Raw genomic sequence first — 26,087 nt, forward strand, 5'->3', positions numbered from 1 at the left:
ACCAGAGGGGCCATCATGCGAACCACCAGATCTATCCGATGCGTTCTTGCCACCGTCATTTGCGGCACCCTGTTCAATTCGGCGGTGCGCGCCGATGGCGAAGTGATTGCAGCCTTCACGAAGAACCAAGTGGACCCGCATTTCGAGGGTGTGCGCGCCGGCGTCGCGCAGATGGCGGAGAAAATGCGCGCGACGGTTAAATATTACACGCCGACCAAGCCGAACAATATCACCGAAGGCATGTCGCAGCTCGAAGACGTCGGCGTGACCAAGCCCAATCTGATGCTGTTCATGCCAATCGACGCCAAGGCGCAATTGCCAACGATCAAGCGCCTGATCGAGTCCGGCCTGCCGATCATCAACTACAACGACCGCGGCGGCGACGCGCCGTTCCTGTCTTTCATCGGTCAGGACGATTACAAGCTCGGCTATGACATTGCCAAGACCCTGTTCGACCATCTCGGCGGCAAGGGCAACGTGGTGATCCTCGAAGGCGTCAAGGGTTCCACTACGGGCGACGAACGCAAGCGCGGCTTCGACGCCGCGGCCAAGGACTATCCGAGCATCAAGATACTTGCCTCGCAGCCCACCAACTTCCAGCGCCTGCTCGGCATGCAGACGATGGAAAACCTGATCCAGCAGTTCAGCACCATTGACGGCGTGATCGCCGCTGCCGACGCGTCCGCGCTCGGCGCCATCGAGGCACTCAATGCCGCCGGCCGCAAGAACGTTGCTGTGGTTTCGATCAATGGTGTGCCGGAGGCCGTCGAAGCCGTGAAGGCGGGCAGCCTGCTGGCGATCGCCGAGTTTGACGGCTTCAAGATCGGCTGCGTCGCCACCGCGGTGGGCCTTAACGCCATTCGCGGCCAGAGCGCGCCGAAGCAGGTCACGATTCCGGGCGCGATCATTACCAAGGCGAACTACGCGCCGTGGCTCGTCCCCTACAAGGACCGGACTTGCCCGACGCCGGACGCGTATATCGAGAAGTAGCGCCAACGGGCCTGCAGACGCGTCGCATGCTGCAGGCCCGCCTTCTTACTTTGTCGCCCCGTCCGTCGACATCGCGATGAGCTTGCCATAACGCTCCGCATCGCCGCGCAATTCGGCCTCGAACGCTTCTGGCGTCGAGCTGGCGATGTCGGCGCCCTGCGCGGCGAACTGCTTGATCAGGGCCGGATCGCTGAGCGCCTCGGCGAGATCGCGTGCGATCTGGCTGACGATGGGTTTCGGCACCGCCGCGGCGGCGAGCATGCCGAACCAGCTATCGTAGGTGAATTCGGGGAGCCCTGCCTCGGCGAAGGTTGGCACATCGGGCAGCTGCGCCATGCGGCTCTTGCCGGTGACTGCCAGTGCGCGCAACTTTCCCGACTGGATCAGGTCGCCACCGACGCCGAAGAAAGTGAAGGCAACCGAGGTGTCGCCGCGCATGATGCTGATCTGGGATTCCGGCAGTCCGCGATGCGGGATCAGCACCATCTTGGTCTGCGTGAGGTGCCTGAACAGTTCGGCGGCGATACCGGTGGAACTACCGACGCCGGCAGAGCTGTAGCTCAGCGAATCCGGCTTGGCCTTTGCCGCAGCGATCAGTTCGGCCAGCGTCTTGAACGGCGCATCCGGCGGCACGATCAGGATGGACGGCGTCGATCCGACGCGGCTGATCGCAGCGAAATCCTTGATCGGATCGAAGTTGAGGTTCTTGTTGACCACGCCGATCACGCTGTGGCCGTTTGAGGTCAGCATGATCTGCGAGCCATCGGTCGGGCCTTTGGCGACACTGCTGACACCGGCGATGCCGGGCCTGTTCTCGACGATGACTTGCTGCTTCCACTTCGCAGCAAGCTTCTCGGCCACCGAACGGGCAAGGATGTCGGTGAGGCTGCCACCCGAAAACGGCACGATAATACGCACGAGCTGGTTCGGATAAGTCTGTGCAATGGCTCCGCTGCCCATCAGCGCCGCAGTCGCGGCGAGGCCAGAGCCGATCATGAAGTGTCGGCGATCCATCATTTTCTCCCTTAAAGAACCAAGTGCCGGGCTTTCAGCCTCTGGCGGTGTTGGGCAGCGGCATTGCAAGCAACACCACCGCCGGTCGTTTCGTCTCGTTGCGCAGCGCGCGCGTCTCGTTGGGCGCGATGCGGCAGGAATCCCAGATGCCGAGAGTGGCGATGCCATCCGGCGTCTCGAAGGTTACTTCGCCTTCGAGGACGACATAGAACTTCTCCTCCGGCGAGGCCGAGGGCGTAATGCCGCCGCCCGGCAGAATCTGGCTCATGCCCAGCCACATCACATCGCCCGGCCCGGCGTCGCGGCCCTGCAGGCGGAACATCCGCATGTCATTGTGGCCAGGGGCTTCGTAACGCGGGGCATCGTTCAGGCGGACGACATGCATGGCTTCACCCGTTCGGCTGAAAAACGAGACGGTCGCGCGAGGAGCCGAGCACGGCGACATAGGCCTCTGCAGCGCGCTCTAGCGGGTAGATCGCGTCCGGCTTGATCGGAAACGGCTTCAACGCGCCGCTGGCGAAACCCGGCACCAATTCACGCAGGATCTCACCGGCTTCCGGCGATGACAACGACAGCGAGTCGACACCAAAGAAGGTGTGCTTGCCGCGATAGAAGGCGAAGATGTCGAACGGCACGGTGGCCTTGGTGGAGGCAATGAAGATCTGACGGCCGAGATGCGCGAGCGATTTCGTGCCGGCGTCGTAATAGGGTTCGCCCACGGTGTTGTAGACGATATCCGCGCCCTTGCCGCCGGTGAGTTCGCGCACCGTCGCGGCGACGTCATTGCGGCTGGAATCGATGACGGTCACCTCGCCATGGGCATGGCCGGCATAAAGCTCGTCCTTGCGGACGACGCCGATCACGCGAGCGCCCTGCCATGACGCGATCTGCGTCGCCGCCTGACCGACCTTGCCGTTCAGGCCGAGGATCAACACCGTCTCGCCGGGTTTCGGCATGCTGCTGCGGCGAAAGCCTTCCTGCGCGGTGACGAAGGGCACGCCGATGCCCGCCGCCTCCGCGAGGCTGATGTTCGCCGGCTTCTCGACCAGCGCGGACGCCTCGACCACCAGATGCGTGGCATGGGTGCCGTCGCGGCCGATGCCGAGTTGGCCGGACGAGCCGAATACTTCCTTGCCGATCAGGTCGGCCGGTCCGTCGATCACGACGCCGGCGAAGTCCCGACCAGGCGTACGCGGAAATACGGCATGCGGCATCAGACCGAGCGTCGCCTTGGCGTCCGACGGATTGATCGCGGCGGCCTTTATCTCAACCAGCGCATCGCCTGGCCTGGCGCAGGCGAGGGTGCGTTGCTCGATGCCGAGCGCCACATTCTCGATGCGATCAGCCTTGGCGGCGACCCGCAGGCATGTTGCGGTGACGCTGGAGGAAGTCTTGGCGGCTGCAGTCATTTCAGTCCTCGAATGCTGTGTTATGCGGCGCCCGGCAAATCGAACAGTGCGCGTGCTTCAGCAGGCGTCGCGATCTGCGCGCCGAGTTCTTCGATGATGCGGCGTGCCTTGTCCACCATCACGGCGTTCGACGGTGCCAGTACGCCGCGGCCGAGCATCACCGCATCTTCCAGACCGGTGCGGGCATGACCGCCGGCGAGCACCGATTGCGCCACCATGGGAAATGTGGAGCGGCCGATGCCAATGGCCGTGAAATGCGCATCCCGCGGCAGCAGACCGCGCGCATAGAGCACCGTTTCCGGCGACGGCTGGAAGCCGTATTTCACGCCCATCACGAAGGAGGTGAGCGCCGGGCCGCTGAGCGTACCGTCGGCGAGGAGATCGTGCAGCAGCGCGATATCGCCGGAATCGAACAGTTCGATCTCGGGTTTCACGCCGGCCTCGCGGATGACCTTGGCCATGCGGCGCACATTGCCGGGCGTGTTGATCACCACCTGCCCGCCGGAATTCATGGTGTTGAGATCGAGCGTGCAGATGTCAGGCTTCAGCGCCGTGATATGGGCAACGCGTTCTTCCGGGTTCATCAGCGTAGTACCGGCGGCGGCGACCTTGGGATCGTCCTGCGAAGGCACGAAACGACCGCCGGGACCGGTGGTGATGTTCAGGATCAGGTTGCGATTGCGCGCGCGAATGCGCGCCACGACGTCCTGATAATATTCGAGCTTCATTGACGGCGCGCCGGTGCCGGGCTCGCGCACATGGATATGCGCGACTGCCGCGCCGGCCTCAGCTGCACCGAGACAGGCGTCGGCGATTTCTTCCGGCGTGATTGGCAGATGGGGGGTCTGGTCCGGCCGCGTCAGATTGCCGGTGACGGCGCAAGTGATGACGATCTTGTCGAGCATCGGGCGCATCAATCTCTCCTTATAACGCTCGGCCGCCGTCAACGACGATCAGCGAGCCGGTGGAATAGGTCAGGTGGGTGGCGCAGGCCGCGATTGCGCGGCCGACATCCTCGGCCGTCGCAACACGCTTGAGCGGAATGGTCCCCGCGACCTTTTCAAGCGCGGCCGCATCACGGCCCGGCACAAAGTCAGTGGCCACCACGCCCGGCGACACCGCCATCACGCGCACTGCCGGCGCTAACGCCCGCGCGAGCGACTTGGTCATGGTGTCGATGCCCGCCTTGATCGCAGCGTAAGCCAGATTGGAGCCGACGCCATTCAGCCCCGCAATCGAGGAAACGTTGACGATGAGCCCGTCGCCGCTCGCCTTGAGCAGCGGCGTGAAAGCGCGGATGGCCGCGAACTGGCCGCGCCAGTTCACCTTGAACATGTCGTCGATGAACTCGTCGGTCAACGCGTCGAGATCGCCGATCGGGATCGGCTTGGTGTAGCCGGCGGTGTTGACGAGAATATCGCAGCGACCGAACGCTCGCTCCACCTCGCCGGCAAGCGCCGTCAGCGTTGCGCTATCTTCAATTACCGCGCGTCTGGCGAGATGGCCTTCGCCCGGAAGGCCGGCCAGCAACGCGTTGGCAGCTGCTTCGCCAGAGCGCCAGGTCACGACGACACGGGCACCTTCGGCTGCCAAAGCTTGCGCGGCTGCGGCGCCGATGCCGCCCGAACCGCCGATCACCACGGCTACCTTGTTAGCGAGAATATCCGACATCGACAGCTCACTTGATGGGAGGATGCGGGAGGACGGCTTCGCCGGGCTCCATGACGAATGTGTAGTTGAGGCTGAACCATTCGCCAGCGACATCCGGCGCTGGCGACGCGCCTTCGCCCTTGCGGAAATCGCCAATCAGCGCACGCGTCACGCCGAATACGACGTCGCTCTCCAGATGCTCGTCGTCATCGACAAAGATCTGCGTGATCAGCGTCTTGAAGCCTGGCTTGAAGGCAAGCACATGCAGATGCGCCGGCCGGAACGGATGCCGGCGCTGCGCGGCCAGCATCTCCCCGGTCGGACCATGGGTCGGCACCGGATAGCCAGCAGGCTTGACCGAGCGGAACGCGAAGCGGCCATTCGCATCGGTCTCAAACACGCCGCGCAAATTCATGTCAGCCTGACCCGCGTCCTGGTTTTCGTACATTCCCGATGGCGAGGCCTGCCAGACATCAACGCTGACACCCGAGAGCGGCGCTCCCAGTGCGTCGGTGATGCGGCAATCGACGAACAGTGGTGCACCGGGCGTCGGCGAACGCAAGATCGAGGCACCATTCTCCACGCGCGGAGCGTTCGCCCGCCAGAACGGCCCGAGCAACGCTGCGGCGGTCTCGCTCGCGCCATCCTGGCCGTTGTTCAACAGGCAGACCAATGTCGAGAGCCCGACTGCATCGCTGAACAACACGCCCTCGTTATGGGTGTCGTTTGTCGCCTGGCCGATGCGGTTCAGGAAATCGATAGCAAACTCGAATTCCGCCTCGGTCAGCCGAACCTCGCGGGCAAATTCGTGCAGATGACGAACGAAAACGGCCATGACCGTGCGCAACCGCTCGTTCGGCGCACCGCTCATCGCGGCAAGCACAACGTCGGTCACATCCTCCTGACGCGTGATGATCATCGACACTCCCTCACATTGCGAATTTTTGGCTGTCCACGCTGCGCAATCGATTGCACATGTAGTGCAATCGATTGCGCAAGTCAACCGCACCAGCTAGTTTGGAGATCGTGGCAGGGATGACGACAATCAAAGACGTGGCGCGCGAGGTGGGAGTGCACCCCTCCACCGTGTCGCGCGCGCTCGACCCTGCCCGCCGCGGACGGATCGGTGAGCCGGTCGTGCGCCGGATTCTGGAAGCAGCGGAGCGGCTGGGTTACCGCCCGGACACGGTGGCCGCGAGTCTGCGCAGCGGCCGTTCGAACATGGTCGGCATCATCGTCCCGGACATCGCGAACCCCGTCTTCTCGCCGATCATCGGCGGCCTCGAAGACGTGCTATCGGCGCGCGGCTACGCGCTGATTGTCGCCGACCCGCAACCGCAACGGACGGGCACCGACGACATCGTTCAACGGCTCGTGGCGCGCCGCGTGGATGGCCTCGTGCTGGCGAATGTCGCGCTCAAGGATAATTCGATCGAGCGTTGTCTGAGTTGGAAAGTCCCTGTCGTGCTTGTCAATCGCGCGGAAGCTGAGGCGCGTGTGCCTTCGGTGGTCTCGGACGATGTGGCCGGCATGCGGCTCGCGGTTGCGCATCTTCTCGAACTTGGACATCGCCACATCCTCCACCTCGCCGGCCCGCAAATGCTATCGACCGGATCGCTTCGCCGCCGCGGTTTCTTGGAGGCAATGCACGAAGCCGGTTTCGCGCCAGCCGACAATGATATTGAAGAGGCTGAAGCATTCACGCGCGAGGCAGGACGCGCTGCCGCACTCAGACTGCTCGCACGACAGCCTGAGGCCACCGCCATCGTCGCAGCCAACGATCTCCTCGCGCTCGGCATCTATGAAGCGTTGCGCGAAACGGGCCGGCGATGTCCGGAAGATCTGTCAGTGATCGGTCACAACGACATGCCGCTGGTGGATCTGGTGGATCCGCCGCTATCCACGATCCGCATCAGCCACCGCGAGATGGGTGAACAAACCGGCCAGCTCCTGCTCGACCTGATCGAAGGTGTCCGCGGCGATGCGCGTTATGTCGTCACAGCGCCCCTGCTCATCGTGCGCCGCTCGACACAGCCACCAAGGATCTCGCGATAAGCCAGCGTTGGATCTGATTAATTGAGCCAGCGTGATTCTGGTTTGCGCCCCTTCGCTTTGAACAAGGGCGGACTCGCATACCGGCAAACGCCCCCGACGTTCCTTATCAATTCGGCCAAATCCAGAAGCGACTACCAAACGATAACAAGCGAGTGATCAGACCGGAGCGAGTTGCATGACAGATCTGACGTCATATGGGATGCATTGAACATTCATGTGCAGTAATTCGGCGCTATTCCACATTCCATATAATGAAGCTGGGCGGTTCCCACGCTAGGGAACCCAAGATGCATGATGTTTCTCGCCGCGCTCAACTTATTCTGTTGAAAAACGATCTGCACATCATGCGAGGCCGGGCCCAACGCCTGGATCTAAGCGATGTAGCCTTGTTGATCTCGCAAGCTGTTCAGCTGCTCTCCGATCAGCCGGAAGTTTCTAAATCTGACCAGCCCCGCGCCTAACTGCATTGTTTGTCATCGGTGCGCTCGGTCGCCAGGACAAACATACCGACAGCCGCTGCGGTCACCAAAAACGGCATAATGATAAGGGCCATTGACGCCTCCTTGTCGAAGTTGATCTTCGAACATGGCACAGCATCTCTTATGCGGCTCTTCGCTTCCCTAAAGCGGATGGTGAACAGAATCATACGGAGAGATTTGGTTGAGAAATGCCAAATTCATGAACGATAAAGTATGCGATCCCCGCAACGTCCAGCGCGCCAAATGTCCGCTTTGCGCCAAAAGCGGTAACCCATCACGTCGACTTTGTGTCAGAAGCGGGCATTCGCCAGCAGGGTTCCCCCAAAGCAGAGCAGGCGGACATCTCTTGCACTGTCCGCCTCCTCCAGGGATAGCTTAGACCTCCAGCTTGTCTCCACCCTTCAGATCAAGCATCTCGCGCGCTTCATCCGGGGTCGCGATCTCAAGACCCAAGCCTTCGACGATTTTGCGCGCGAGCGTGACCTGCTCGGCATTCGAGGAGGCCATGCGACCTGGCGCCGCCCACAGCGAGTCTTCCAGACCGACGCGGATATTGCCACCCATGGCCGCGGCCATCGCCGCGATCGGCAGCTGATTGCGACCGGCGCCGAGCACCGACCAGACATACTTGTCGCCGAACAACCGATCCGCCGTGCGCTTCATGTGCAGCACATCTTCGGGATGTGCACCTGTACCGCCCTGCAAACCGAACACCGTCTGGATGAACAGCGGCGGCTTCACCAGCCCCTGTTCGAGGAAGTAGGCGAGATTATAGAGGTGCGCCGTGTCGTAGCATTCGAACTCGAAGCGTGTACCCGTCTCGGCCAGTGTCTTCAGCACATACTCAATGTCCTGGAATGTGTTGCGGAACACAATGTCCTTGTTCTGCAGGTGCTTCAATTCCCAATCATGTTCGAACTTCTTGAAGCGGTTCAGCATCCCGAAGAATCCGAAATTCATTGAGCCCATGTTGAGCGAGGCGACTTCCGGCTTGTAGACCGCGGCAGGCCGTACGCGTTCATCCACCGTCATGGTGGGCGCACCACCGGTAGTCAGGTTGATCACCGCATTGGTGCGCTGCTTGATGATCTTCAGGAATGGCGCAAAGGCTTCGGGACTTTGATCGGGTTGCCCGGTCTTCGGGTTGCGCGCATGCAGATGCACAATGGCGGCGCCGGCTTCCGCCGCATCGACGGCAGCGTCGGCGATTTCTTGCGGCGTTACCGGCAATGCTTTGGACATCGAGGGCGTATGAATCGCGCCCGTCACGGCGCAGGTGATGATGACTTTGCGGCTCATGTCAGTCTCCGTCTTACTGTTAAGAGATGGTGTAGTCAGGATTTGGGACGCTGCGTGGCCTTGTGAGCCGCCAGCGCTGCGAGGCGTTCGTTGCGTTGTTGTGTCAGTGCGGCAATCCGATCGGGCGACGGCTGATGCGGCCAGGCCGCTATCACCCGGTCGACATTCGGGCTTTGATAAACCTCGGGCCCTGCCGATGCAGCGGCCAGCTCCTTGTAGAAACCGGTGTAGCGCGCGCAGTAATCCGGGATGCCGCCGGGCGCATTGAGCTCGATGGTCTCCAGCGGGCCCAGAAACGACCAGCGCAGACCGAGACCGTCCTTCACAGTGTGATCGAGATCCTCCGCGGAGACATAGCCTTCGCCGACCAGACGGAACGCTTCCGCCAGCAAGGCGCCCTGCAGCCGATTGAGGATAAAACCGTTGATCTCGCGGTTGACGGTCACGGGGACCTGCCCAATCTCGCGATAGATCTCACGCGCGCGGTCGATAGTCTCCTGCGAGGTCCAGGATGCGCCGCATAGTTCGACCAGCGGCACCAGATGCGGCGGGTTGACGGGATGACCGACGAGGCAGCGCGCCCGCCCCGGAAGCGCTTCCGTGAAGCGAGAGGCGACGATGGCCGAGGTGGATGATGCGAGCAGTGCATCTGGAGGCGCAAGACGATCCAGCTCGGAAAAGATGGCGATCTTCTGATCGACGTTCTCCGGGCCATTCTCCTGTACGAAGGAAACGTTCTTCACCGCATCGGCCAGACTTTCCGCTATCGAGATGCGCGCGGCGGCGCCGTCGGGGTCATTGGCAAGTCCGTGGCGGGCGAGCGCATGCAGTTCATCGCGAATAAGCCCGAGCGCAGCATCCAGCGTCGGGCGATGCGGATCTGTCAGCCGCACGGTCCATCCAGCGCGCGCGAAAATCGCGGCCCAGGCGCGTCCGATCAAGCCAACGCCGACGATCGCTACATGTCGATTGTTCAGTGTCATTGATGTTCTCACAGCCACAGCACCTTGCGGCGCAGATCGAGATCGTCACGCAGGGCCTTCGACGGCCCCTGATGAATGACCTTGCCCCGTTCCAGCGCCACCGTCGAATCGGACAAAGCCAAAGCCAGATCGAGATTATGGTCGACGATGATGATGGCAATTTCCTTGCGAAGCCGGTCAAAGGTTTCAAACAACTGCTCCACGACCGCGGGCGCCAATCCTTCGAATGGCTCATCCAGCAACAAGACGCGGACGTCGCCCGACAACGCGCGCGCCACGGCCACCATCTGCTGCTCGCCGCCTGACAGATAATCGGCGGGACTGTCGAGACGCTCACGAATGCGTGGGAAATAGTCGTAGATGCGCTCGCGGGTCCAATGCACACCATTGCCAGTCTGCCGCTTGAGACCACCAAGTTCGAGATTTTGCTCGACGGTCATGCCTGCGAACAAGGCGCGTCCCTGTGGTACGTAGCCGATGCCGAGCCGCGCAGCTTCCGCAGACGACAGGCCGATCAACTCGCTGCCTGCCAGTTGAATAGAGCCATTCGATGCCGGCGCGATCCCGATCAACGACTTGAGCAAGGTCGACTTACCCGCGCCATTGCGCCCGAGCAGTGCGATGATCTCGTTCTCGTGCAGGGTAAAATTGACGTCGTTGAGAATATGGCTCTTGCCATAGAACGTATCGACATTCTTCACCGTCAGCAGCGGCTTCGCCCCCGCCGCGGTCTCGCGGGGGCGCGCAGCCACAGCCGTCGTGCCCGACCCGATATAGACTTCCTGCACCTTCGGGCTGGACCGCGCCTCTTCGACGGAGCCATCCAGCAATACGCGTCCCTCATTCATGACGGTGACGTGGTCGGCCAGCTGGAACACCCGATCGATGTCATGCTCGACCAGCAGGACCGGTAAATCGGTCGAGATGCGCTTGATGATCGCACCGATACGTTCACGTTCGGCAGCAGCGAGGCCTGCAAGCGGTTCGTCAAGCAACAGGACGCGCGGCGCTGTAGCCAGCGCGACGCCCATATCGAGCAGGCGTTGGCCGCCGTAAGACAGCATGCCTGCCTCTGCCTTCTCGATTCCAGCGAGGCCGAGATAGCGGATCACCGCATCGGTCTCCGCGTTGATTGCGCTAATCGATAGCGCGTTGGTCACGGGATCGAAGCGCCGCGGATGCCGTGCTTGCACCGCGAGGCGGATATTTTCGCCAACACTGAGCGTGGGAAACAGGTTGGTAATCTGGAACGAACGCCCAATGCCGGCCCTTGCAATATCTTCCGGTGTATGGCCTGCGATAGGCATGCCCATCAGCGACACGCTTCCCTGATCCGGCTTGTACATACCCGACAGCAAATTGAACGCCGTGGTCTTGCCGGCACCGTTCGGGCCGATCAGCGCATGCAGCGTGCGATCGGCGATGGCGATATCGACGCCCTGCACGGCTTTGATGCCACCGAAACTTTTCACGATATGGCTGGCAGCGAGTACCGCTCCGTCGACTGACGACTTCGGTCGCAAAAACTCCGGCAGTGGTAGCACTTCGATGCGCCGCGCCGACATTGCCGCGTCTTCTTCCACTTTCTTGCGGAATGGCGCGATCAGCCGCTCGCCCATACCGATTAGGCCGGTAGGCGAGAAGATGATGAAGCCAACGAAAACGAGACCGAACCAGAACAACCAGTTCTCGGAATAGATGCCGAGAAACTCACGAAACAGAATGAAAAACAGCGCACCGAGCGCCGGCCCGAGGAAACTGCGCATGCCGCCGATCACGACCATGGCCAGAAGCTCGCCAGAGAACGCCACCGAAATGGGATCCGCCGACGTCATACGGTTCTTGTAGAGCAGCAGAATGCCGGCCAGCCCGGTGATGGTAGCCGACAGCACGAAGGCGGCGAGCTTGTAGCGATTGGTGGGATAGCCGAGGAAGCGCGCGCGCTGTTCGTTTTCGCGGATCGCCACCAGCACCGAACCGACCGTGGAATTGTGGAAGCGCCACAGCAGGATCAGCACGAGAAACGCGATCAGCGCCACGAACCAATAATAGGTCGCACCCGCATCGAGGTCGAAGCCAAGCAGTGCCGGCCGGGTGATGCCGCCAAGGCCGTTCTCGCCACCGGTGACGTCAGTCCAGCGGAACGAGACGCTGTAGAGCATGGCCGCGAGCGCCAGCGTCAGCAGCGAGAAATACACGCCGCGGCGGCGCAGGATCAGGTAGCCGAAGGCAGCCGCCGTGATGGCCACCACGACAAGCGCAAGCAGCGTCGGCCCGACGAATGAATTCGGCATCCAGTTACGCTGGATCAGCGCTGCAGCATAGGCCGCAAGGCCGAACCAGGCGCCATGACCGAACGAGACGAGACCGGTGTGCCCCACCAGGATATTCAGGGCCATGCAGGCCAGTGCAAAGACGACGATCTCCGTCGCCGACGTCACGGTCAATCCGAGCGCCAGCAAGATCGGCGGCAGGATGAGCAAGCCGACGCCCGCGATCAGCAATGGAACGGGAAGACGATTCAACATTGGCATCGCCTTACTCGAACCGCATGATGCGTTCGCCGAACAAGCCGCGCGGCCGGAACAGCAGCACCAGAAGCATCAACAAATAGATCGCCGCCGTGGACGCCGCCGAATAGCCGATGCCGACCATGACGCCCTTGACCAATCCGACCAGCAGCGCAGCGATCACCACGCCCCAGAACGAGCCGAGGCCACCGATCACGACCACCACGAAGGCGGGCGTGATGATCTCCTGTCCCATCGCCGGATGGATCGAATAGATCGGCGCCAGCAACACGCCCGCGAGTCCCGCCAGACCAATACCCAGGGCTGCGACGACCGACATATAGGGCTGCAGCGAGATACCGAGCGCTCCGACCATGTCCGGATTTTGCACGCCGGCCCGGACCACACGGCCGAATGAGGTCTTCTGCAGCAGCACCCAGAGCCCGACCACACAGGCCACGGCAATGCCGAGCAACACCACGCGATAGAACGAATAGATGAAGCTTCCGATCGCGACCTGACCGCGCAGCGCTGGCGGGATCGAATACGACAAAGGCGGCGCGCCGAAGATCATACGCAAGGCCTGCTCGGCGACCATCGCGAGCCCGAAAGTCAGTAGCAGCGAGAGAATGGGATCTGACCGATAGAAGCGCCGGAACAACGTCCGCTCGATGACAACGCCGAGCAACGCAACGACAACGGGGGCCACGACGAATGCACCACCGAAGCCGAGATAGGGCGAAATGACAAGGGTAAGATAGGCGCCAATCGCATAGAACGCGCCATGCGCGAGATTCACGATGCCGCCGAGCGAAAAGATCAGCGACAGGCCGAGCGCAATCAGAAGATAATAGACACCATCAAGCAGTCCGTTGAGGATCTGCTGGGTGAGCAACATGGCGGACATGATATGGGCTCCGCAGTCGCGCGCTGATGCGCATCTGACAGGGGTCGGAAGGACGAGACGAAAGCAACTTCGCGAGCAGAATGTCGGCGTCTCGCCCGAAGGCGAAACGCCGACATTGTTGCTAGCTCGGGAATTTGCAGACGTTCTCTTCCGCGGTAGACGCAATCACTTCGAGCGGTTCATCCGGCCCCGGGACGGCCGGGCTCGATGAGAAGATGTCCCACTGGTTCTTGATCTTGTCCGCAGGCAGCGCCGTCACCGCATACATTTCGTGCATCAGCTGATGATCCGATGCGCGGAAGTAGCCGGGACGTGTCTTCAACAGATCGAACTTCGCGCCCTTCTCGAAATGCTCGATGATCTTCGGCGACTCAGCCGATTTCAACTCGTTGATGCTCTGCGCCACAATCTTGGTGGCGATGTAGTCGCCCCAGGCCTGGTTCTCCGGCGGCTTGTTGTACTTCTTGGTGAAGGCCGCGACGAAGGCCTTGCTGCCGGGCGTGTCCAGCAGATGGTGCCAGACCACAGGCCAGGTGCCGACGAAATTGCCCTTGCCAGCAGCCCAGGCCAGAGCCGTGTCGAAGCCGAAACCGCCGACCGGGAAAGTCAGACCGAATTCGGCATATTGCTTGAGGAAGTTGGTGATCTGGTTGCCCGCAAGATTGATCACCACGAGATCAGGCTTGGCCTCGCGGATCTTGAGGAGATAGGCAGAAAAGTCCGTGGCGTCGGTGGGCACCAGGTCGTCGCCCGCGAAATTACCGCCATTGGCCTGCATGAAGCGCTTCGATACGCTTAGCAGGTCATGGCCGAAGGCATAGTCGGCCGTGAGCGAGTACCACTTCTTGCCCTTCACGAGACCATCGCGCAGAAACGAGCGGCCGACGGTCTTTACATACATCGAGTTCTGCGACTCGACGTGGAACATATAGCGCTGGCAGTCCTTGCCGCGTAGCGCATCGGAATTTCCGCCGGTGTTGATGAACAGCGTCTTGCTGCGCGTGGCGACCTGCGCGATGGTCAGACACGATGCCGAAGAAATTTCGCCGATGATACAGGCGACCTTGTCGCGCTCGATCATGCGCTCCGCCTTGGTCGATGCCGTTTGAGGATTGATCGAGTCCTCCTTGAGCAGTTCAACCTTGCGCCCCATCAGGCCGCCAGCGGCATTGATCTCCTCAACAGCGAGATCGATGGCCATCACACCATATTCGCCGAGCGGGCCGAGAAAGCCGGTACGCGGCGTGAGATGGCCGATGCGAATGACGTCGGAGGTCTGCGCGCTCAGAACCGATGGCGCAGAGAGGCCGGAAGCAAGTGCGAGACCGCCCGCGGTCTTCAGCAGACTGCGGCGCGTGAATTGATTGGTGTTCGACATCAGATTCGTCTCCCTGATACGGCCGCGCGGCGCGGCTGTTTCCCCTCCGGCAGGCGCCGCACTCTTCTGTTGAGAGGGCTTTGTCCGCTTGCCGTGATCTGTGATCACAGTTAGAGTTGCAAAAGACGGGGACTTTGTCGAGTCCCTCCCTGTAATTTCGCGACGATGCCCGGAGACCGCGTTGAACCTGCCGACTGCGCTGACCCTTGTGGAGCCGCTCGACCGCCAGACGCTGGGCGAGCGCGCTTACGCGCAACTGGCGGATTTGCTCATCTCGGGTAGACTCGCGCCTGGCGAAAAGCTGTCATTGCGTACGGCCGCCGAAGTGCTCGGCGTGTCGATCATGCCGGTGCGCGAAGCGGTGTCCCGCCTCGTCGCCGACAAGGCGCTGGAAGTCGCGGCAAACCGTGCCGTGCGCGTGCCCGTGATGTCGGCTACGCAGTTTCGCGATCTGACGAAGGTGCGTATCGCTATCGAGGGTCATGCCGCAGCAGAGGCAGCGCGACTACGTGGAGACCGCAATCTTGCATCGATCGCGATCGCCGAAGCCGCGATGCGCGCGGAAAGTGAATTGAAGGCACCCGACCTGCCGCGCGCCGTCGAACTCAACAAGACGTTTCACTTTGCCGTCTACGAGGCCGCGCAGTCGCCGATCCTGGTCGAGATCATCCGTGCGCTCTGGCTCAAGGCTGGCCCCGTCATCAATCTCGATCTGCGCGGCAATCCCGATCGCCTCGCCAAGGGTGAAGCCATTCGGTTTCATGCGGACGTTCGCAAGGCGATCGAGATCGGTGATGCCGAAGCTGCCAAAGTCGGGATCGCTGCCGATATCACCAGCGCTGCCAATTTCATCCTGTCGCGCGGCGGCCTCTCCGCCTAGTCCTCACAAAGTCCCCGGAGCCACCATGGATCTCAACATCAAGGGTTTGCGCGTCATCGTTACCGCGGGCGCCAACGGAATTGGCCTCGCCATCGCCCGCGCCTTTGCCGGCGAAGGCGCACGCGTTCATGTCTGCGATGTGGACCAGGCTGCTCTTGCCGCACTCACAGCGAGTGATCCCACAATCACCCAGACACATTGCGACGTTGCTGATCGTCCGTCAGTTCAAAGGCTGTTCGATGAGGCAACAGCCAAACTCGGCGGCCTCGATGTCCTCGTCAACAATGCCGGCGTCGCAGGCCCGACCGCCAAGGTCGAGGAGATGCATCCCGATGACTGGGATCGTTGCCTGAACATCTGCCTGACCGGCCAGTTCAACTGCACGCGCCTCGCCGTACCGCTGCTGCGCCAGAGCAGCAACGGCTCCATCGTCAACCTGTCCTCGGCGGCTGGCCGCGTAGGCTTCGCGATGCGCTCGCCCTATGCCGCAGCGAAATGGGGCGTCATCGGCTTCACGAAATCGCTCTCCATCGAGCTCGGCCCCGACAACATCCGCGTCAACACGATCCTGCCCGGCCTCGTCGCCGGCGATCGCCAGCGCCGCGTGCTGGAAGCCAAGGCGCAGCAGCGCGGCATTTCCTTTGCGGAGATGGAGAAAACAGCGTTCTCCTATACGTCAATCAAGGACTATGTCACACCGGAACAGATCGCCGACCAGATCCTGTTCCTGGCCAGCCCACGCGGACGTACGATCTCGGGCCAGGCTATTTCGATCTGCGGCGACACCCAAATGCTAGGCTAGCGGTCGATGCTCAAGACTCGAGCAAGCCAACTGACGACACTGCGAAGCAGTCTCTAATTTCTAAGTTCGCAGTGGGTCAGGTACGGACACTGCGAACCCGATGCTTTATGTCGGCCGGAATGCGCTACGCGAAATAGGCAGAATGCGAGCTTTTCCACTTCATAGGACGTACCACCCGAAACAGCATTGTTGCGTACCCTTGTAGGCAGTCGGGCAAGCGCAACACACTGACGGCGCCTAAATTAATGAAGGGAAAGATCTCTTCAATAACATGGTGCCCAGGGAGGGAATCATACGCGACCACCGACACGACGAACCCCTGTTTGTCCCACAGTATGATGGCGTGAGCGATGACGGTGACGGCCAGTGGATGAATTACTGCTCGCATTGACACCCTGGGTGTCCACTTTGCGCGGCGAGTTCAACCGATCGCTGCAACACACTCGGCGAACTTCTCAGCTGGCGTCTGATAGAGCAAGGTTTTTCGCGGCCGCTCATTGAGCTGTCTTGCGATGGCGCTAAGCTTGGCTTGACTGTGTAAGGACAGATCGGTGCCGCGCGGCAGATATTGGCGCAGTAATCTGTTGGTGTTCTCGTTTGATCCGCGCTGCCATGGGGAGCGAGGGTCACAAAAGTAGATGTCGACGTCGGTGGCCAATGCCAGTCGCTGATGGTCGGCGAGCTCCTTGCCTCTATCCCAGGTCAGGGACCGGTAGAGTTCGCCAGGCAATCGCCGTGACTGCTTGATCAGCGCAGAGACGACGCTTTCGGTGTTCTTGTTCGCAACCTTGATCAGCATCACGTAGCGCGAATGGCGTTCAACCAGCGTTGCGATGTAGCTATTTCTCGATCCGCCGATCAGATCGCCTTCCCAATGGCCTGGGACCGCACGATCTTCAACAGACGGCGGTCGTTCGCTGATGGATACGGCGTTCTTGATCTGGCCGAGTCCGGTCCGTTTCATGCTCGCGTGCCTAGAACGACGAACCGTGCGTTTCGCCCTCAGGTGCTCGAGAAGCTCCTTTTTCAACACGCCGCGCGCCTGAATGAATAGGCTGCGATAAATCGTCTCGTGTGACACCTGCTTTTCAGGCTCCGCCGGGTGTGTGCGCTTCAGCCAGCCGGCGATCTGCTCCGGCGACCATTGTCTCTGCAGTAGTCTCGATACTGTCCGTCTCAGGAAAGGACGGCAAGCCAGCTTGCAAAGCTTGGGGCGACGGGCCCGATCCCACGCGCTGTGATCAGACTGCGCAGCACGGTAGCGATCCGTTCCGCCATTGCGTTGAACCTCACGGCTGATCGTCGACGCAGATCGTCCCAGATGACGCGCTATCGATCGCAAGGAGCGGCGCATGCTGAGCCATCGGGAGATCTCCTCTCGCTCAGTAAGGCTAAGAGCCCGTTCGGCGCGACGCCGATCTGGCGGACGGATGCCTCCGGACGGAGATATAACCGAGAAAACCGATGAAGAATCCCGTTCAAACCGACGCCCAATCGAACTCATCGGCTCGCCTGCCTGCCAACGATCCCAGATCAAAGATCGCTGGGCTGCCGAGTAATAGATGCGAGGTCGCTGTTTCATGCCTGCACTCCATCTTTCCCATAAGATTAGAGTGTTGCGCTGACCAATTGAGCCCGCCGCCACAAGCAGCCATACCTACGTTATTCCAAGCCGAGATAAGCCGCTTTTACTTTGGGATCTGACAGCAATTGCGATGCGGGTCCGGCATGGACAATATGGCCGGTTTCAATCACATAACCGCGGTCAGCGATTTCAAGCGCTGCCATGGCATTCTGCTCAACAAGCAATACGGTCATGCCGAGGGCACGTAGCGAAACAATGGCCGTCAGGATCTGGTCAACAAGCAAGGGTGACAGACCGAGCGAAGGTTCGTCTAGCAGCAGCAGCTTTGGTTTGCCCATCAAAGCACGGCCGATGGCCAGCATCTGCTGCTGTCCGCCTGACAAACCCCCTGCTATTTGATTTCGCTTCTCGGCCAGAATTGGAAACATGCCGAAGATCCTGTCGCGATCTGCAGCGATCTCCTTGTCGCGCCGCAGATAGGCGCCGAGCCGGAGGTTATCCTCCACGGTGAGCGGGCCGAATATCTGCCGCCCCTCCGGCGACTGGAGAATGCCACGCGCCACGCGGCGATGCGCAGGCAAGCCGTCGATGCGTTCACCAAGAAACGTCACCTGACCGTCGCTGATCGGCTGAACTCCGGATAGCGCGTGCAGCAGCGTCGTCTTTCCCGCGCCGTTTGAACCGATCAGCGCAACAACTTCGCCGGTCTGCACGTCGAGACTGATGCCCTTAAGGACTTCGATACGTCCATAGCAGCTGCGGAGATTGGAGATCTCAAGCACGGGCAGCCTCCCGCGCGCCATGTTTGCCGAGATAGGCTTCAAGCACGGCCGGGTTGGCGCGCACCTCGCCCGGACTGCCCTCAATGAGCGGCCGCCCCCGCTCCAGCGCCAGGATTCGATCAGAGATCTTCATCACCAGCTTCATGTCATGCTCGACCAGCACCACGGCGATGCCCTTCGCGGCCACCCGACAGATCAGCCGGTCGATCTCCTCGGTCTCCACTGAATTGCAGCCTGCCGCCGGCTCGTCGAGCAACAACACACGCGGCTCGGCAGCCAGCGCGCGTGCGATCTCAAGGCGCTTGCAGGCCCCATAGGATAGCGCGCCCGCCGGGGTGTCGGCCTGGTCCCGCAAGCCAACCTCATCCAGGAAAGCAAGCGCAGCCGCACGGGTCTCCTCGTTCTGGCGCGTCACCGAAGGCAGCCGCAACAGATCCGCGAACAGATTACACTTCTCCTGCAGATGGCGGCCGACCATGACGTTCTCCACTGCGGTCATGCGCTGGAATATCTGCAGGTTCTGAAATGTTCTGGACAGGCCCCGCGCCGCCAGCGCATCGGGTTCGAGGCGAGTGACATCCTGGCCTGCCAGTTCGATACGACCCTGACTGGCCTCGTAGATGCCGGAGATCACATTGAACAATGTGGTCTTGCCGGCACCATTCGGCCCGATGATGGAGAATATCTGACCAGCCTCCACCGAGAAGCCGACGCCGTCGATGGCCTTGAGACCTCCGAATGAGATGCCGATGTCGCTGACTTTGAGAATGGTCATGCGCGCCGCCCCGTCATGAATTTCGACAGCACGGGCACGATGCCCTCGCGCATGAAGATCATCGAGACGATGATGATGAAACCCAACATCAGGTTCTCGTATTCCTGGAACACGGTAAGCACCTGCGGCAGCATGATCAACACGGCCGCCCCGACGATACTGCCCAGCACCGAGCCGAGGCCACCGAGGACGACCATGGTCACGAGTTCGATGGAATGCAGGAAGCCGGCCTGATCCGGATTGACGAAGCCGTTCATCAGCGCGAGCGCAGAGCCCGCCAGTGAGGCGTAGACCGCTGCAATGACGAAGGCCTGCAGCTTGAAACGATTGACGTTGATGCCGGTCACCCTTGCAGCGATCTCGCTGTCATGCAGCGCCCGAAATGCGCGTCCGGTCGGCGTCTCATCGAGATTGAGTGCGATCCATGTACCTGCGAGCAGCAGTCCGCCTGTGATCCAGTACCAGGTATCGGAGCCGCTGGCGCGCCAGCCAAACAGCGTGAGTTTCATCACCGACATACCATCCGGACCTCCGGTCCAGCGGCTTTCTGTGGTGATGACCAGTGCCACCAGCACCCCGAATCCGAGCGTTGCGATAGCGAGATAGTGCCCCTTCAGACGAAGGATCGGGCGGCCGACAAGGAAGGCCAGCAGCGCCGACAGCAGGCAGCCGAGCAGCAGCGCCGCCAGCGACGAGATGCCGAGATGCGTCGGGCCGATCGCGACCGCATAGGCGCCGATCCCGAAAAAACCGGCATGGCCGAGGCTGACCTGCCCGGCCTTGCCCATCAGGATATTCAGGCCGATCGCCGCGAAGGCAGAGACCCAGACCAATGACGCGACCCGGAAATAATAGCTCGACGGAAATGCCAGCGGCAGGACGGCGATGACGATCGCCAGCACCAGCAGAATTCCATAGCGGTGACGCAGGGCTGCAAGCATCGCTCAGACCCTCTCGATGGTACGGCGGCCGAACAGCCCCTGTGGCGCGGCGAACAGCACGGCGAGGATCACGATGAAGGCAAACGCATCCTTGTAGGTTGAGCTGATGTAGCCGGCGCCGAACGCTTCGAGCAACCCGAGCAGCAGCCCGCCAGCAACAGCACCGAGTGGATTGCCCATGCCGCCGAGCATGGCTGCGGCAAAGCCCTTCAGCGCCAGCAACGTGCCGACATCGTAGCTCGTCAGGGTAATCGGCGTGATCAGGATGCCGGCAACACCACCGATGGCGGCCGAGCCGCCGAAAGCCAACGCCATGATGGTCGTGGTGTTGATGCCGACAAGCCGTGCGGCGAACCGATTGGCCGATGTGGCGAGCACAGCCTTGCCGAGCAGGGTGCGTTCGAGAAAGACGTAGAGCAGCAGGACCATCACGGCGGTGCCGCCAATCACCCAGAAGCTCTGCGGCTGAACCGCGGCGCCCAGCATCTGCACCGGCGTATCGCCGGAGAATGCCGGCAGCTTGTGAAACTGCTTGTCGAAAACGATCTGCGCCGCACCGCGCAGCAGGATCGACGCACCGATGGTGATGATGATCAGCGACACGGCCGACGCACCGCGGGCCGGCGCGATTGCGAGCCAGTACAGCGACAGGCCAAGGACGACCGACACGATGACCGCGACCAGCGCCGCAAGCGGCAGCGGCACACCGGCCGCATGAACGAACACCGTGACCATTCCGCCCAGCATGACGAACTCGCCTTGAGCGAAGTTCACCACGTCGGAGGCGTTGTAAACCAGGGTAAAGCCAAGTGCGACCAGGGCGTAGACCGCGCCGATCGTCAGGCCCGAGACCAGGAATTGAAAAAACTCCGGCATGCGTGCCAACGGCCTTTCATTGCCAGTACAATCTGTTCTGCGTGGAGCGAGAGCAGTCGATCCCCGCGCACGACCATGCGTGTCGCGGAGATCGCCGGTTGTGACGTCAGGTACCGGGTGGCAACAGGGCCCAGTCGCCGCCCTTCACTTCCAGCATGCGGAAGGCGGATAGATCGAGGCCGAGATGGTCAGTCGGCGACATGGTCACGATGCCACCGGTGCCGACAAAGCCCTTGGTCTTCTCGATTTCATCGCGCACTTTCTTGGCGTCGGTGGAATTGGCGCGCTTCATCGCCTCAACCATGAGGTACAACCCGTCATATGCATGACCGCCAAAGGTCGAGACCGGTTGCTTGGCAGTCGCCTCGAAGGTCTGCTTGTAGTCGACCACGACCTTCTTCTGCGGATCGCCGTCCGGCAGCTTGTCGCCGACCAGAAGCGCCGCGGCCGGAAGCCGTACGCCTTCCGCAGCTGGACCGGCGAGTTCGATGAAGCTCTTCGATGCCACGCCATGGCTCTGATACAGCGGGGTCGCCGACATGCCGAGCTGCGCATAGTTGCGCGTCACGATCGCGGGCCCTTGTCCGAAACCGGGGTTAACCACGGCCTGCACCCCGGCAACGCCCTTGATCTTGGTGAGCTGCGCCGTCATGTCGCTGTCGCGCGGGCCATAGGTTTCCTCGGCGACGATCTGCACGCCATAGGTCGGGGCGACCTTGACGCATTGCGCCCGCATCGAAGCGCCGAAGCCGTCGGTGCCGGAGATCATCGCGATCTTGGTAAAATTGCGCTGCTTGAGATTTTCGAAGATCTTCTCGCACGCCATTTTGTCTGTGTGCGGCGTCTTGAAGATGAACTTGCGCACGGGATCGACCACTTCGATCGCACCCGCCAGCGAAATAAACGGGACCTGCGCCTCTTCGAACACCGGCACCATCGCCATGGTGGTGCCCGTGGTGGAGCCTCCGACCATCGCGACCACCTTGTCGTCCTCGATCAGACGGGTGGCGAATGTCCGCGCCTTGTTGGCATCGCCGCCGTCGTCATAGATCACGAGTTCGATCTTCTTGCCGGCCACGCCGCCAGCGGCGTTGATCTTGTCGACATACATGCGCAGCGTTTTGTCTTCGGGTTCGCCGAGAAACGACGCGGGACCTGTAACCGACAACACTGACCCGATTTTGACAGTCTGCTGTGCGAGCGCCGGACTGTAGATGGACAATCCCGACAGCGGCAGCGCGATGGCTGCGGCAATAGCAAGGCTCTTGAAATGCGAGTGGCACGTCATCTCGTTCCTCCCTTGTGATGGCCGCCCATTTTTGAGCGTTCCCGGCGCTTTGTGTGCATCCTAGCGGCCAAACCGCGCGCGATGGCACCAAATCCCGGGTCGACTTTTATAATTGACCGGACGGTTGGTCAATAGTAACGTCTGCTTCACAACGGCGCAGAGCCGAAAAATAACGACGAAGCAATAATAGGGAGGAAGCGGTGGATACGAGCCTCGTCACGACCGATATCCGCGAAGGCTATCGCGTTCTCACGCTCAACAGGCCGGACCGGTTGAACTCGTTCAGCGCTGCAATGCATGCCGAACTGATGGCGGCGCTGGTGACTGCGGAAACCGACACGTCTTGCCGGGCCATCATTCTGACTGGCGCCGGCCGCGGCTTCTGTGCTGGGCAGGACCTCTCCGACGGCGTGTTCACGCCGGGTGAAACACCGGATCTCTCGGTCACCATTGCGACCTACTACAATCCGCTGGTTCGCAAATTGCGCAGCCTGCCGATGCCAGTGATCTGTGCCGTCAACGGCGTCGCGGCCGGCGCGGGCGCCAATGTGGCCTTCGCCTGCGACATCGTGATCGCCGCGCGCTCCGCGAAATTCATTCAGGCCTTTGCCAAGCTCGGCCTCGTCCCGGATGCTGGCGGCACGTGGATCCTGCCGAGACTGGTGGGCACCGCGCGGGCCCGCGCGCTTGCACTGCTCGCCGAACCCGTTCCCGCGGACCAGGCGGAAGCCTGGGGCATGATCTGGAAATCGGTCGATGACGCCGACCTGATGACCGAGGCGCATCGTCTCGCCACGCATTTTGCGACCCAACCCACGGCAGGACTTGCGCTGATGAAACAGGCGCTCGATGCCTCCGAGACCAACAGTCTCGACCAGCAACTCGACCTCGAATGCGATCTGCAGGGACAGGCCGGCCGGACGCCGGATTATCTCGAAGGCGTCACCGCCTTTATGGAAAAACGCGCACCGCGTTTCGTCGGGAGGCAGTGATGGAAGCGCGCGAGGCAACAGCCGAGGCCGCGGCGCAGACTGTGGCGCAGGCCTGTGCCGATGCGATGTGGCGTAACGATCGCGCCAGCAAGGCAATGGGCATGTCGATCCAGCGGATCGCGCCCGGCGAAGCCGTGTTGTCCATGACGGTGCGCCCGGACATGACCAATGGTCACGACATCTGCCATGGCGGCTTCATCTTCACGCTCGCCGACTCGACCTTCGCTTTTGCCTGCAACAGCTACAATCAGCGCACCGTCGCGCAACAATGCGCCGTGACATTCATCCGCGCTGTTCCTGCCGGCGAGACGCTCACCGCCCATGCCATCGAACGCTCCAAGGCCGGGCGCGGCGGCATCTACGACGTCACTGTGCGCGACAGCAAGAATATCGTCGTTGCAGAATTCCGCGGCCACTCGCGCACCATTGCGGGCGAGGTGCTGCCGCCGAATTCCACGGCAGATCAATAAAAGCAGATCCGGGAGGATTCCATGTTTCAAATGCCATTGCGCAAGCTGGACCAGCTTAAGCCAGAGCCCACCGAACTGGACCGCTATGAAGTCGCGGCCACCGCAGACCTACAGACCTGGCAGCTGAAGCAGCTCTCATGGTCACTGCGCCATGCATATGACAACGTCCCGCACTACCGCGCCAAATTCGACGCCGCCGGCATTCATCCGGGCGATCTCAAGAGCCTCGACGATCTGGCGAAATTTCCGTTCACCACCAAGGCCGACCTTCGTGACAACTATCCGTTCGGCATGTTCGCCGTGCCCGAGCAGCAGGTCGCACGCATCCATGCCTCGTCGGGCACCACCGGCAAGCCCACCGTCGTCGGATACACCAAGCGCGACATCGACACCTGGAGCGATGTGGTTGCTCGCTCGATCCGCGCCGCGGGCGGACGCGCCGGCATGAAGCTGCACAACGCCTATGGCTACGGCCTGTTCACCGGCGGCCTCGGCGCGCATTACGGCGCGGAACGTCTCGGCTGCACGGTGATCCCGATCTCCGGCGGCATGACCGAACGGCAGGTGCAGCTCATCACCGATTTCAAGCCTGATATCATCATGGTCACGCCATCCTACATGCTGGCGATCCTGGATGAATTCCGGAAGCAGGGCCTGGATCCGCGCAAGTCGTCGCTGCGAATCGGCATCTTTGGTGCCGAGCCGTGGACCAATGCGATGCGCGAGGAGATCGAGGAAGCCTTCGATCTTCATGCCGTCGACATCTACGGCCTATCGGAGGTGATGGGCCCGGGCGTCGCCAGCGAGTGCGTGGAGACCAAGGACGGGTTGCATATCTGGGAGGATCATTTCTATCCGGAGGTGATCGATCCCCACACCGGGAAGGTGCTGCCAGACGGCGAGGAAGGCGAGCTGGTGTTCACATCGCTGACCAAGGAGGCGATGCCGATCATCCGTTACCGGACGCGCGACCTCACCCGCCTGCTGCCCGGCACGGCGCGCGCCATGCGACGCATGGAGAAGGTCACCGGTCGAACCGACGACATGATCATCCTCCGCGGCGTCAATGTGTTTCCCACCCAGATCGAGGAAAAGCTGCAGACCATCCCTGGATTGTCGATGCATTACCAGATCGTGTTGACGCGTAGCGGTCGCATGGACGAGATGGAGATTCACGTCGAGGCCCGTCCCGAATTCTCTGCGTCAGACCTCCGTCAGGCCGCCGCCAACCGGTTGGAGCAGGCGATCAAGGACACCATCGGCATCACATCGCGCGTCATCATCCGCGACCCCGACGGCATCGAGCGTTCGGCCGGCAAGGCCAGACGCATCCTTGACCGCCGGCCACAGAGCTAGATCCCAAGGAATCCGATTCAGCATGGCCCGTCCCCGCGCCAATAATTACGACGACAAGCGCCGCGCGATCCTCGATCGCTCGGCGGAGCTGTTCTCCGAATACGGTTATGACCGTGCATCCATGAACAAGATTGCCGCTGCATGCGGGGTGTCGAAGGCAAATCTCTATCATTACTACAAGGACAAGGATGAGCTTCTGTTCGACGTCATCCGCGTCCATCTCGAAGACCTGCTGCAAGTCGTCGAGGCTGCCGACCACCCCGATCTGGCACCCGCCGCGCGGTTGCGCGACTTGGTGGCGGCGCTGCTCGAGGCTTATCGCGACGCTGACGCGCAGCACAGCGTCCAGATCAGCAGCATGCGGTTCCTGTCCGACGAGCGCCAGTCCACGTTGAAGAACATGGAGCGAGAGCTCGTGCGCATCTTTTCCAGCGCCGTCTCCGCGATCGCGCCGCAGCTTGCGGGTACGACGATGCTCAAGCCGGTGACCATGTCGCTGTTCGGAATGGTCAACTGGCACTACCTCTGGTTCAGGAGCCAGGGTCCGTTCACCCGCGCGGATTATGCCGACCTGGTCACGCGGCTGATCGTCGACGGCACCCGCGACCTGCTGGCACAGCCCGCACCAGTCCCCAAACGTGCCGCCGCGCGGCGGAAGTAACTCTA

The 26,087-nt window shown here is 61.6% G+C and carries 26 protein-coding genes; 9 read left to right on the forward strand and 17 right to left on the reverse strand.

Features of this window, described 5'->3' with window-relative positions:
- Window positions 1-15 precede the first annotated feature (15 nt).
- Window positions 16-990, forward strand: coding sequence for a sugar ABC transporter substrate-binding protein (locus AB7813_RS13465; protein ID WP_439084177.1), 975 nt, complete (start codon window positions 16-18; stop codon window positions 988-990).
- Between the two features lie 45 nt (window positions 991-1,035).
- Here the strand turns inward: AB7813_RS13465 and AB7813_RS13470 are convergent, their stop codons facing one another.
- The 6 genes from AB7813_RS13470 to AB7813_RS13495 are packed head-to-tail and all read right to left on the reverse strand — an operon-like array spanning window position 1,036 to window position 5,982.
- Window positions 1,036-2,004 (reverse strand): Bug family tripartite tricarboxylate transporter substrate binding protein, encoded by a 969-nt coding sequence (locus tag AB7813_RS13470; protein WP_175366263.1) that lies wholly within the window; start codon window positions 2,002-2,004, stop codon window positions 1,036-1,038.
- A 34-nt stretch (window positions 2,005-2,038) separates the two neighbouring features.
- On the reverse strand, window positions 2,039-2,389 hold the full coding sequence (locus AB7813_RS13475) for a cupin domain-containing protein (RefSeq protein WP_089265520.1): 351 nt from the start codon (window positions 2,387-2,389) through the stop codon (window positions 2,039-2,041).
- A gap of 4 nt (window positions 2,390-2,393) precedes the next feature.
- Window positions 2,394-3,413: a quinone oxidoreductase family protein gene (locus tag AB7813_RS13480; protein ID WP_439084176.1), complete on the reverse strand. Its 1,020-nt coding sequence runs from the start codon at window positions 3,411-3,413 to the stop codon at window positions 2,394-2,396.
- 20 nt (window positions 3,414-3,433) lie between these two features.
- Window positions 3,434-4,318, reverse strand: a complete 885-nt coding sequence (locus AB7813_RS13485; RefSeq protein ID WP_320447864.1) for a 3-keto-5-aminohexanoate cleavage protein — start codon at window positions 4,316-4,318, stop codon at window positions 3,434-3,436.
- A gap of 19 nt (window positions 4,319-4,337) precedes the next feature.
- On the reverse strand, window positions 4,338-5,084 hold the full coding sequence (locus AB7813_RS13490; RefSeq protein ID WP_089265522.1) for an SDR family NAD(P)-dependent oxidoreductase: 747 nt from the start codon (window positions 5,082-5,084) through the stop codon (window positions 4,338-4,340).
- A gap of 7 nt (window positions 5,085-5,091) precedes the next feature.
- Window positions 5,092-5,982: a dioxygenase family protein gene (locus tag AB7813_RS13495; RefSeq protein WP_439064710.1), complete on the reverse strand. Its 891-nt coding sequence runs from the start codon at window positions 5,980-5,982 to the stop codon at window positions 5,092-5,094.
- A 71-nt stretch (window positions 5,983-6,053) separates the two neighbouring features.
- Here AB7813_RS13495 and AB7813_RS13500 point away from each other — a divergent pair, with 71 nt between their 5' ends.
- Window positions 6,054-7,118, forward strand: a complete 1,065-nt coding sequence (locus tag AB7813_RS13500) for a LacI family DNA-binding transcriptional regulator (protein ID WP_439064711.1) — start codon at window positions 6,054-6,056, stop codon at window positions 7,116-7,118.
- Between the two features lie 287 nt (window positions 7,119-7,405).
- Window positions 7,406-7,579: a hypothetical protein gene (locus AB7813_RS13505; protein ID WP_158596890.1), complete on the forward strand. Its 174-nt coding sequence runs from the start codon at window positions 7,406-7,408 to the stop codon at window positions 7,577-7,579.
- A 393-nt stretch (window positions 7,580-7,972) separates the two neighbouring features.
- Here the strand turns inward: AB7813_RS13505 and AB7813_RS13510 are convergent, their stop codons facing one another.
- From AB7813_RS13510 to AB7813_RS13530, 5 genes are all read right to left on the reverse strand, one after another.
- Complete coding sequence (locus AB7813_RS13510; RefSeq protein ID WP_068734883.1) at window positions 7,973-8,896, reverse strand: 3-keto-5-aminohexanoate cleavage protein; 924 nt, start codon at window positions 8,894-8,896, stop codon at window positions 7,973-7,975.
- Between the two features lie 35 nt (window positions 8,897-8,931).
- Window positions 8,932-9,879: a 3-hydroxyacyl-CoA dehydrogenase gene (locus AB7813_RS13515; RefSeq protein WP_439084175.1), complete on the reverse strand. Its 948-nt coding sequence runs from the start codon at window positions 9,877-9,879 to the stop codon at window positions 8,932-8,934.
- Between the two features lie 8 nt (window positions 9,880-9,887).
- Window positions 9,888-12,407: a branched-chain amino acid ABC transporter ATP-binding protein/permease gene (locus AB7813_RS13520; RefSeq protein WP_439064712.1), complete on the reverse strand. Its 2,520-nt coding sequence runs from the start codon at window positions 12,405-12,407 to the stop codon at window positions 9,888-9,890.
- A gap of 10 nt (window positions 12,408-12,417) precedes the next feature.
- On the reverse strand, window positions 12,418-13,296 hold the full coding sequence (locus AB7813_RS13525; RefSeq protein ID WP_068734877.1) for a branched-chain amino acid ABC transporter permease: 879 nt from the start codon (window positions 13,294-13,296) through the stop codon (window positions 12,418-12,420).
- A 121-nt stretch (window positions 13,297-13,417) separates the two neighbouring features.
- Window positions 13,418-14,674: an ABC transporter substrate-binding protein gene (locus AB7813_RS13530; protein ID WP_439084174.1), complete on the reverse strand. Its 1,257-nt coding sequence runs from the start codon at window positions 14,672-14,674 to the stop codon at window positions 13,418-13,420.
- Window positions 14,675-14,855: 181 nt separating this feature from the next.
- On the opposite strand from AB7813_RS13530, the gene AB7813_RS13535 reads away from it, so the two are divergent.
- A complete protein-coding gene (locus AB7813_RS13535; RefSeq protein ID WP_175366271.1) occupies window positions 14,856-15,554 on the forward strand; it encodes a GntR family transcriptional regulator in 699 nt (232 codons plus the stop codon).
- A gap of 25 nt (window positions 15,555-15,579) precedes the next feature.
- Window positions 15,580-16,356 (forward strand): SDR family oxidoreductase, encoded by a 777-nt coding sequence (locus tag AB7813_RS13540; protein WP_175366272.1) that lies wholly within the window; start codon window positions 15,580-15,582, stop codon window positions 16,354-16,356.
- A 421-nt stretch (window positions 16,357-16,777) separates the two neighbouring features.
- On the opposite strand, the gene AB7813_RS13545 is transcribed toward AB7813_RS13540, so the two are convergent.
- The 6 genes from AB7813_RS13545 to AB7813_RS13570 form a co-directional block, all read right to left on the reverse strand.
- Window positions 16,778-17,938: an IS30 family transposase gene (locus AB7813_RS13545; RefSeq protein WP_441228164.1), complete on the reverse strand. Its 1,161-nt coding sequence runs from the start codon at window positions 17,936-17,938 to the stop codon at window positions 16,778-16,780.
- A gap of 80 nt (window positions 17,939-18,018) precedes the next feature.
- Window positions 18,019-18,723: an ABC transporter ATP-binding protein gene (locus AB7813_RS13550; RefSeq protein WP_439065889.1), complete on the reverse strand. Its 705-nt coding sequence runs from the start codon at window positions 18,721-18,723 to the stop codon at window positions 18,019-18,021.
- On the reverse strand, window positions 18,716-19,498 hold the full coding sequence (locus AB7813_RS13555) for an ABC transporter ATP-binding protein (RefSeq protein WP_439064713.1): 783 nt from the start codon (window positions 19,496-19,498) through the stop codon (window positions 18,716-18,718). The genes AB7813_RS13550 and AB7813_RS13555 overlap by 8 nt, the downstream gene beginning before the upstream one ends.
- Window positions 19,495-20,439, reverse strand: a complete 945-nt coding sequence (locus tag AB7813_RS13560; RefSeq protein WP_093756939.1) for a branched-chain amino acid ABC transporter permease — start codon at window positions 20,437-20,439, stop codon at window positions 19,495-19,497. The genes AB7813_RS13555 and AB7813_RS13560 overlap by 4 nt, the downstream gene beginning before the upstream one ends.
- A gap of 3 nt (window positions 20,440-20,442) precedes the next feature.
- A complete protein-coding gene (locus tag AB7813_RS13565; protein WP_068734804.1) occupies window positions 20,443-21,315 on the reverse strand; it encodes a branched-chain amino acid ABC transporter permease in 873 nt (290 codons plus the stop codon).
- Between the two features lie 106 nt (window positions 21,316-21,421).
- Entirely contained in the window at window positions 21,422-22,603 is a 1,182-nt protein-coding gene (locus tag AB7813_RS13570) for an ABC transporter substrate-binding protein (protein ID WP_439064715.1), read from the reverse strand.
- 200 nt (window positions 22,604-22,803) lie between these two features.
- On the opposite strand from AB7813_RS13570, the gene paaG reads away from it, so the two are divergent.
- From paaG to AB7813_RS13590, 4 genes are read left to right on the forward strand one after another with little or no spacing between them, the layout of a single operon-like run.
- Complete coding sequence (gene paaG / locus AB7813_RS13575; RefSeq protein ID WP_439064716.1) at window positions 22,804-23,595, forward strand: 2-(1,2-epoxy-1,2-dihydrophenyl)acetyl-CoA isomerase PaaG; 792 nt, start codon at window positions 22,804-22,806, stop codon at window positions 23,593-23,595.
- Window positions 23,595-24,065: a hydroxyphenylacetyl-CoA thioesterase PaaI gene (gene paaI, locus AB7813_RS13580; protein WP_439064717.1), complete on the forward strand. Its 471-nt coding sequence runs from the start codon at window positions 23,595-23,597 to the stop codon at window positions 24,063-24,065. The genes paaG and paaI overlap by 1 nt, the downstream gene beginning before the upstream one ends.
- A 21-nt stretch (window positions 24,066-24,086) precedes the next feature.
- On the forward strand, window positions 24,087-25,421 hold the full coding sequence (gene paaK, locus AB7813_RS13585) for a phenylacetate--CoA ligase PaaK (RefSeq protein ID WP_439064718.1): 1,335 nt from the start codon (window positions 24,087-24,089) through the stop codon (window positions 25,419-25,421).
- Window positions 25,422-25,443: 22 nt separating this feature from the next.
- Window positions 25,444-26,082 carry a TetR/AcrR family transcriptional regulator gene (locus tag AB7813_RS13590; protein ID WP_184511591.1) on the forward strand — a complete coding sequence of 213 codons (639 nt, stop codon included), beginning with the start codon at window positions 25,444-25,446 and terminating at the stop codon, window positions 26,080-26,082.
- Window positions 26,083-26,087: the final 5 nt, after the last annotated feature.

The organism is Tardiphaga sp. 20_F10_N6_6 (assembly GCF_052076045.1).
Lineage (GTDB): Bacteria > Pseudomonadota > Alphaproteobacteria > Rhizobiales > Xanthobacteraceae > Tardiphaga > Tardiphaga robiniae.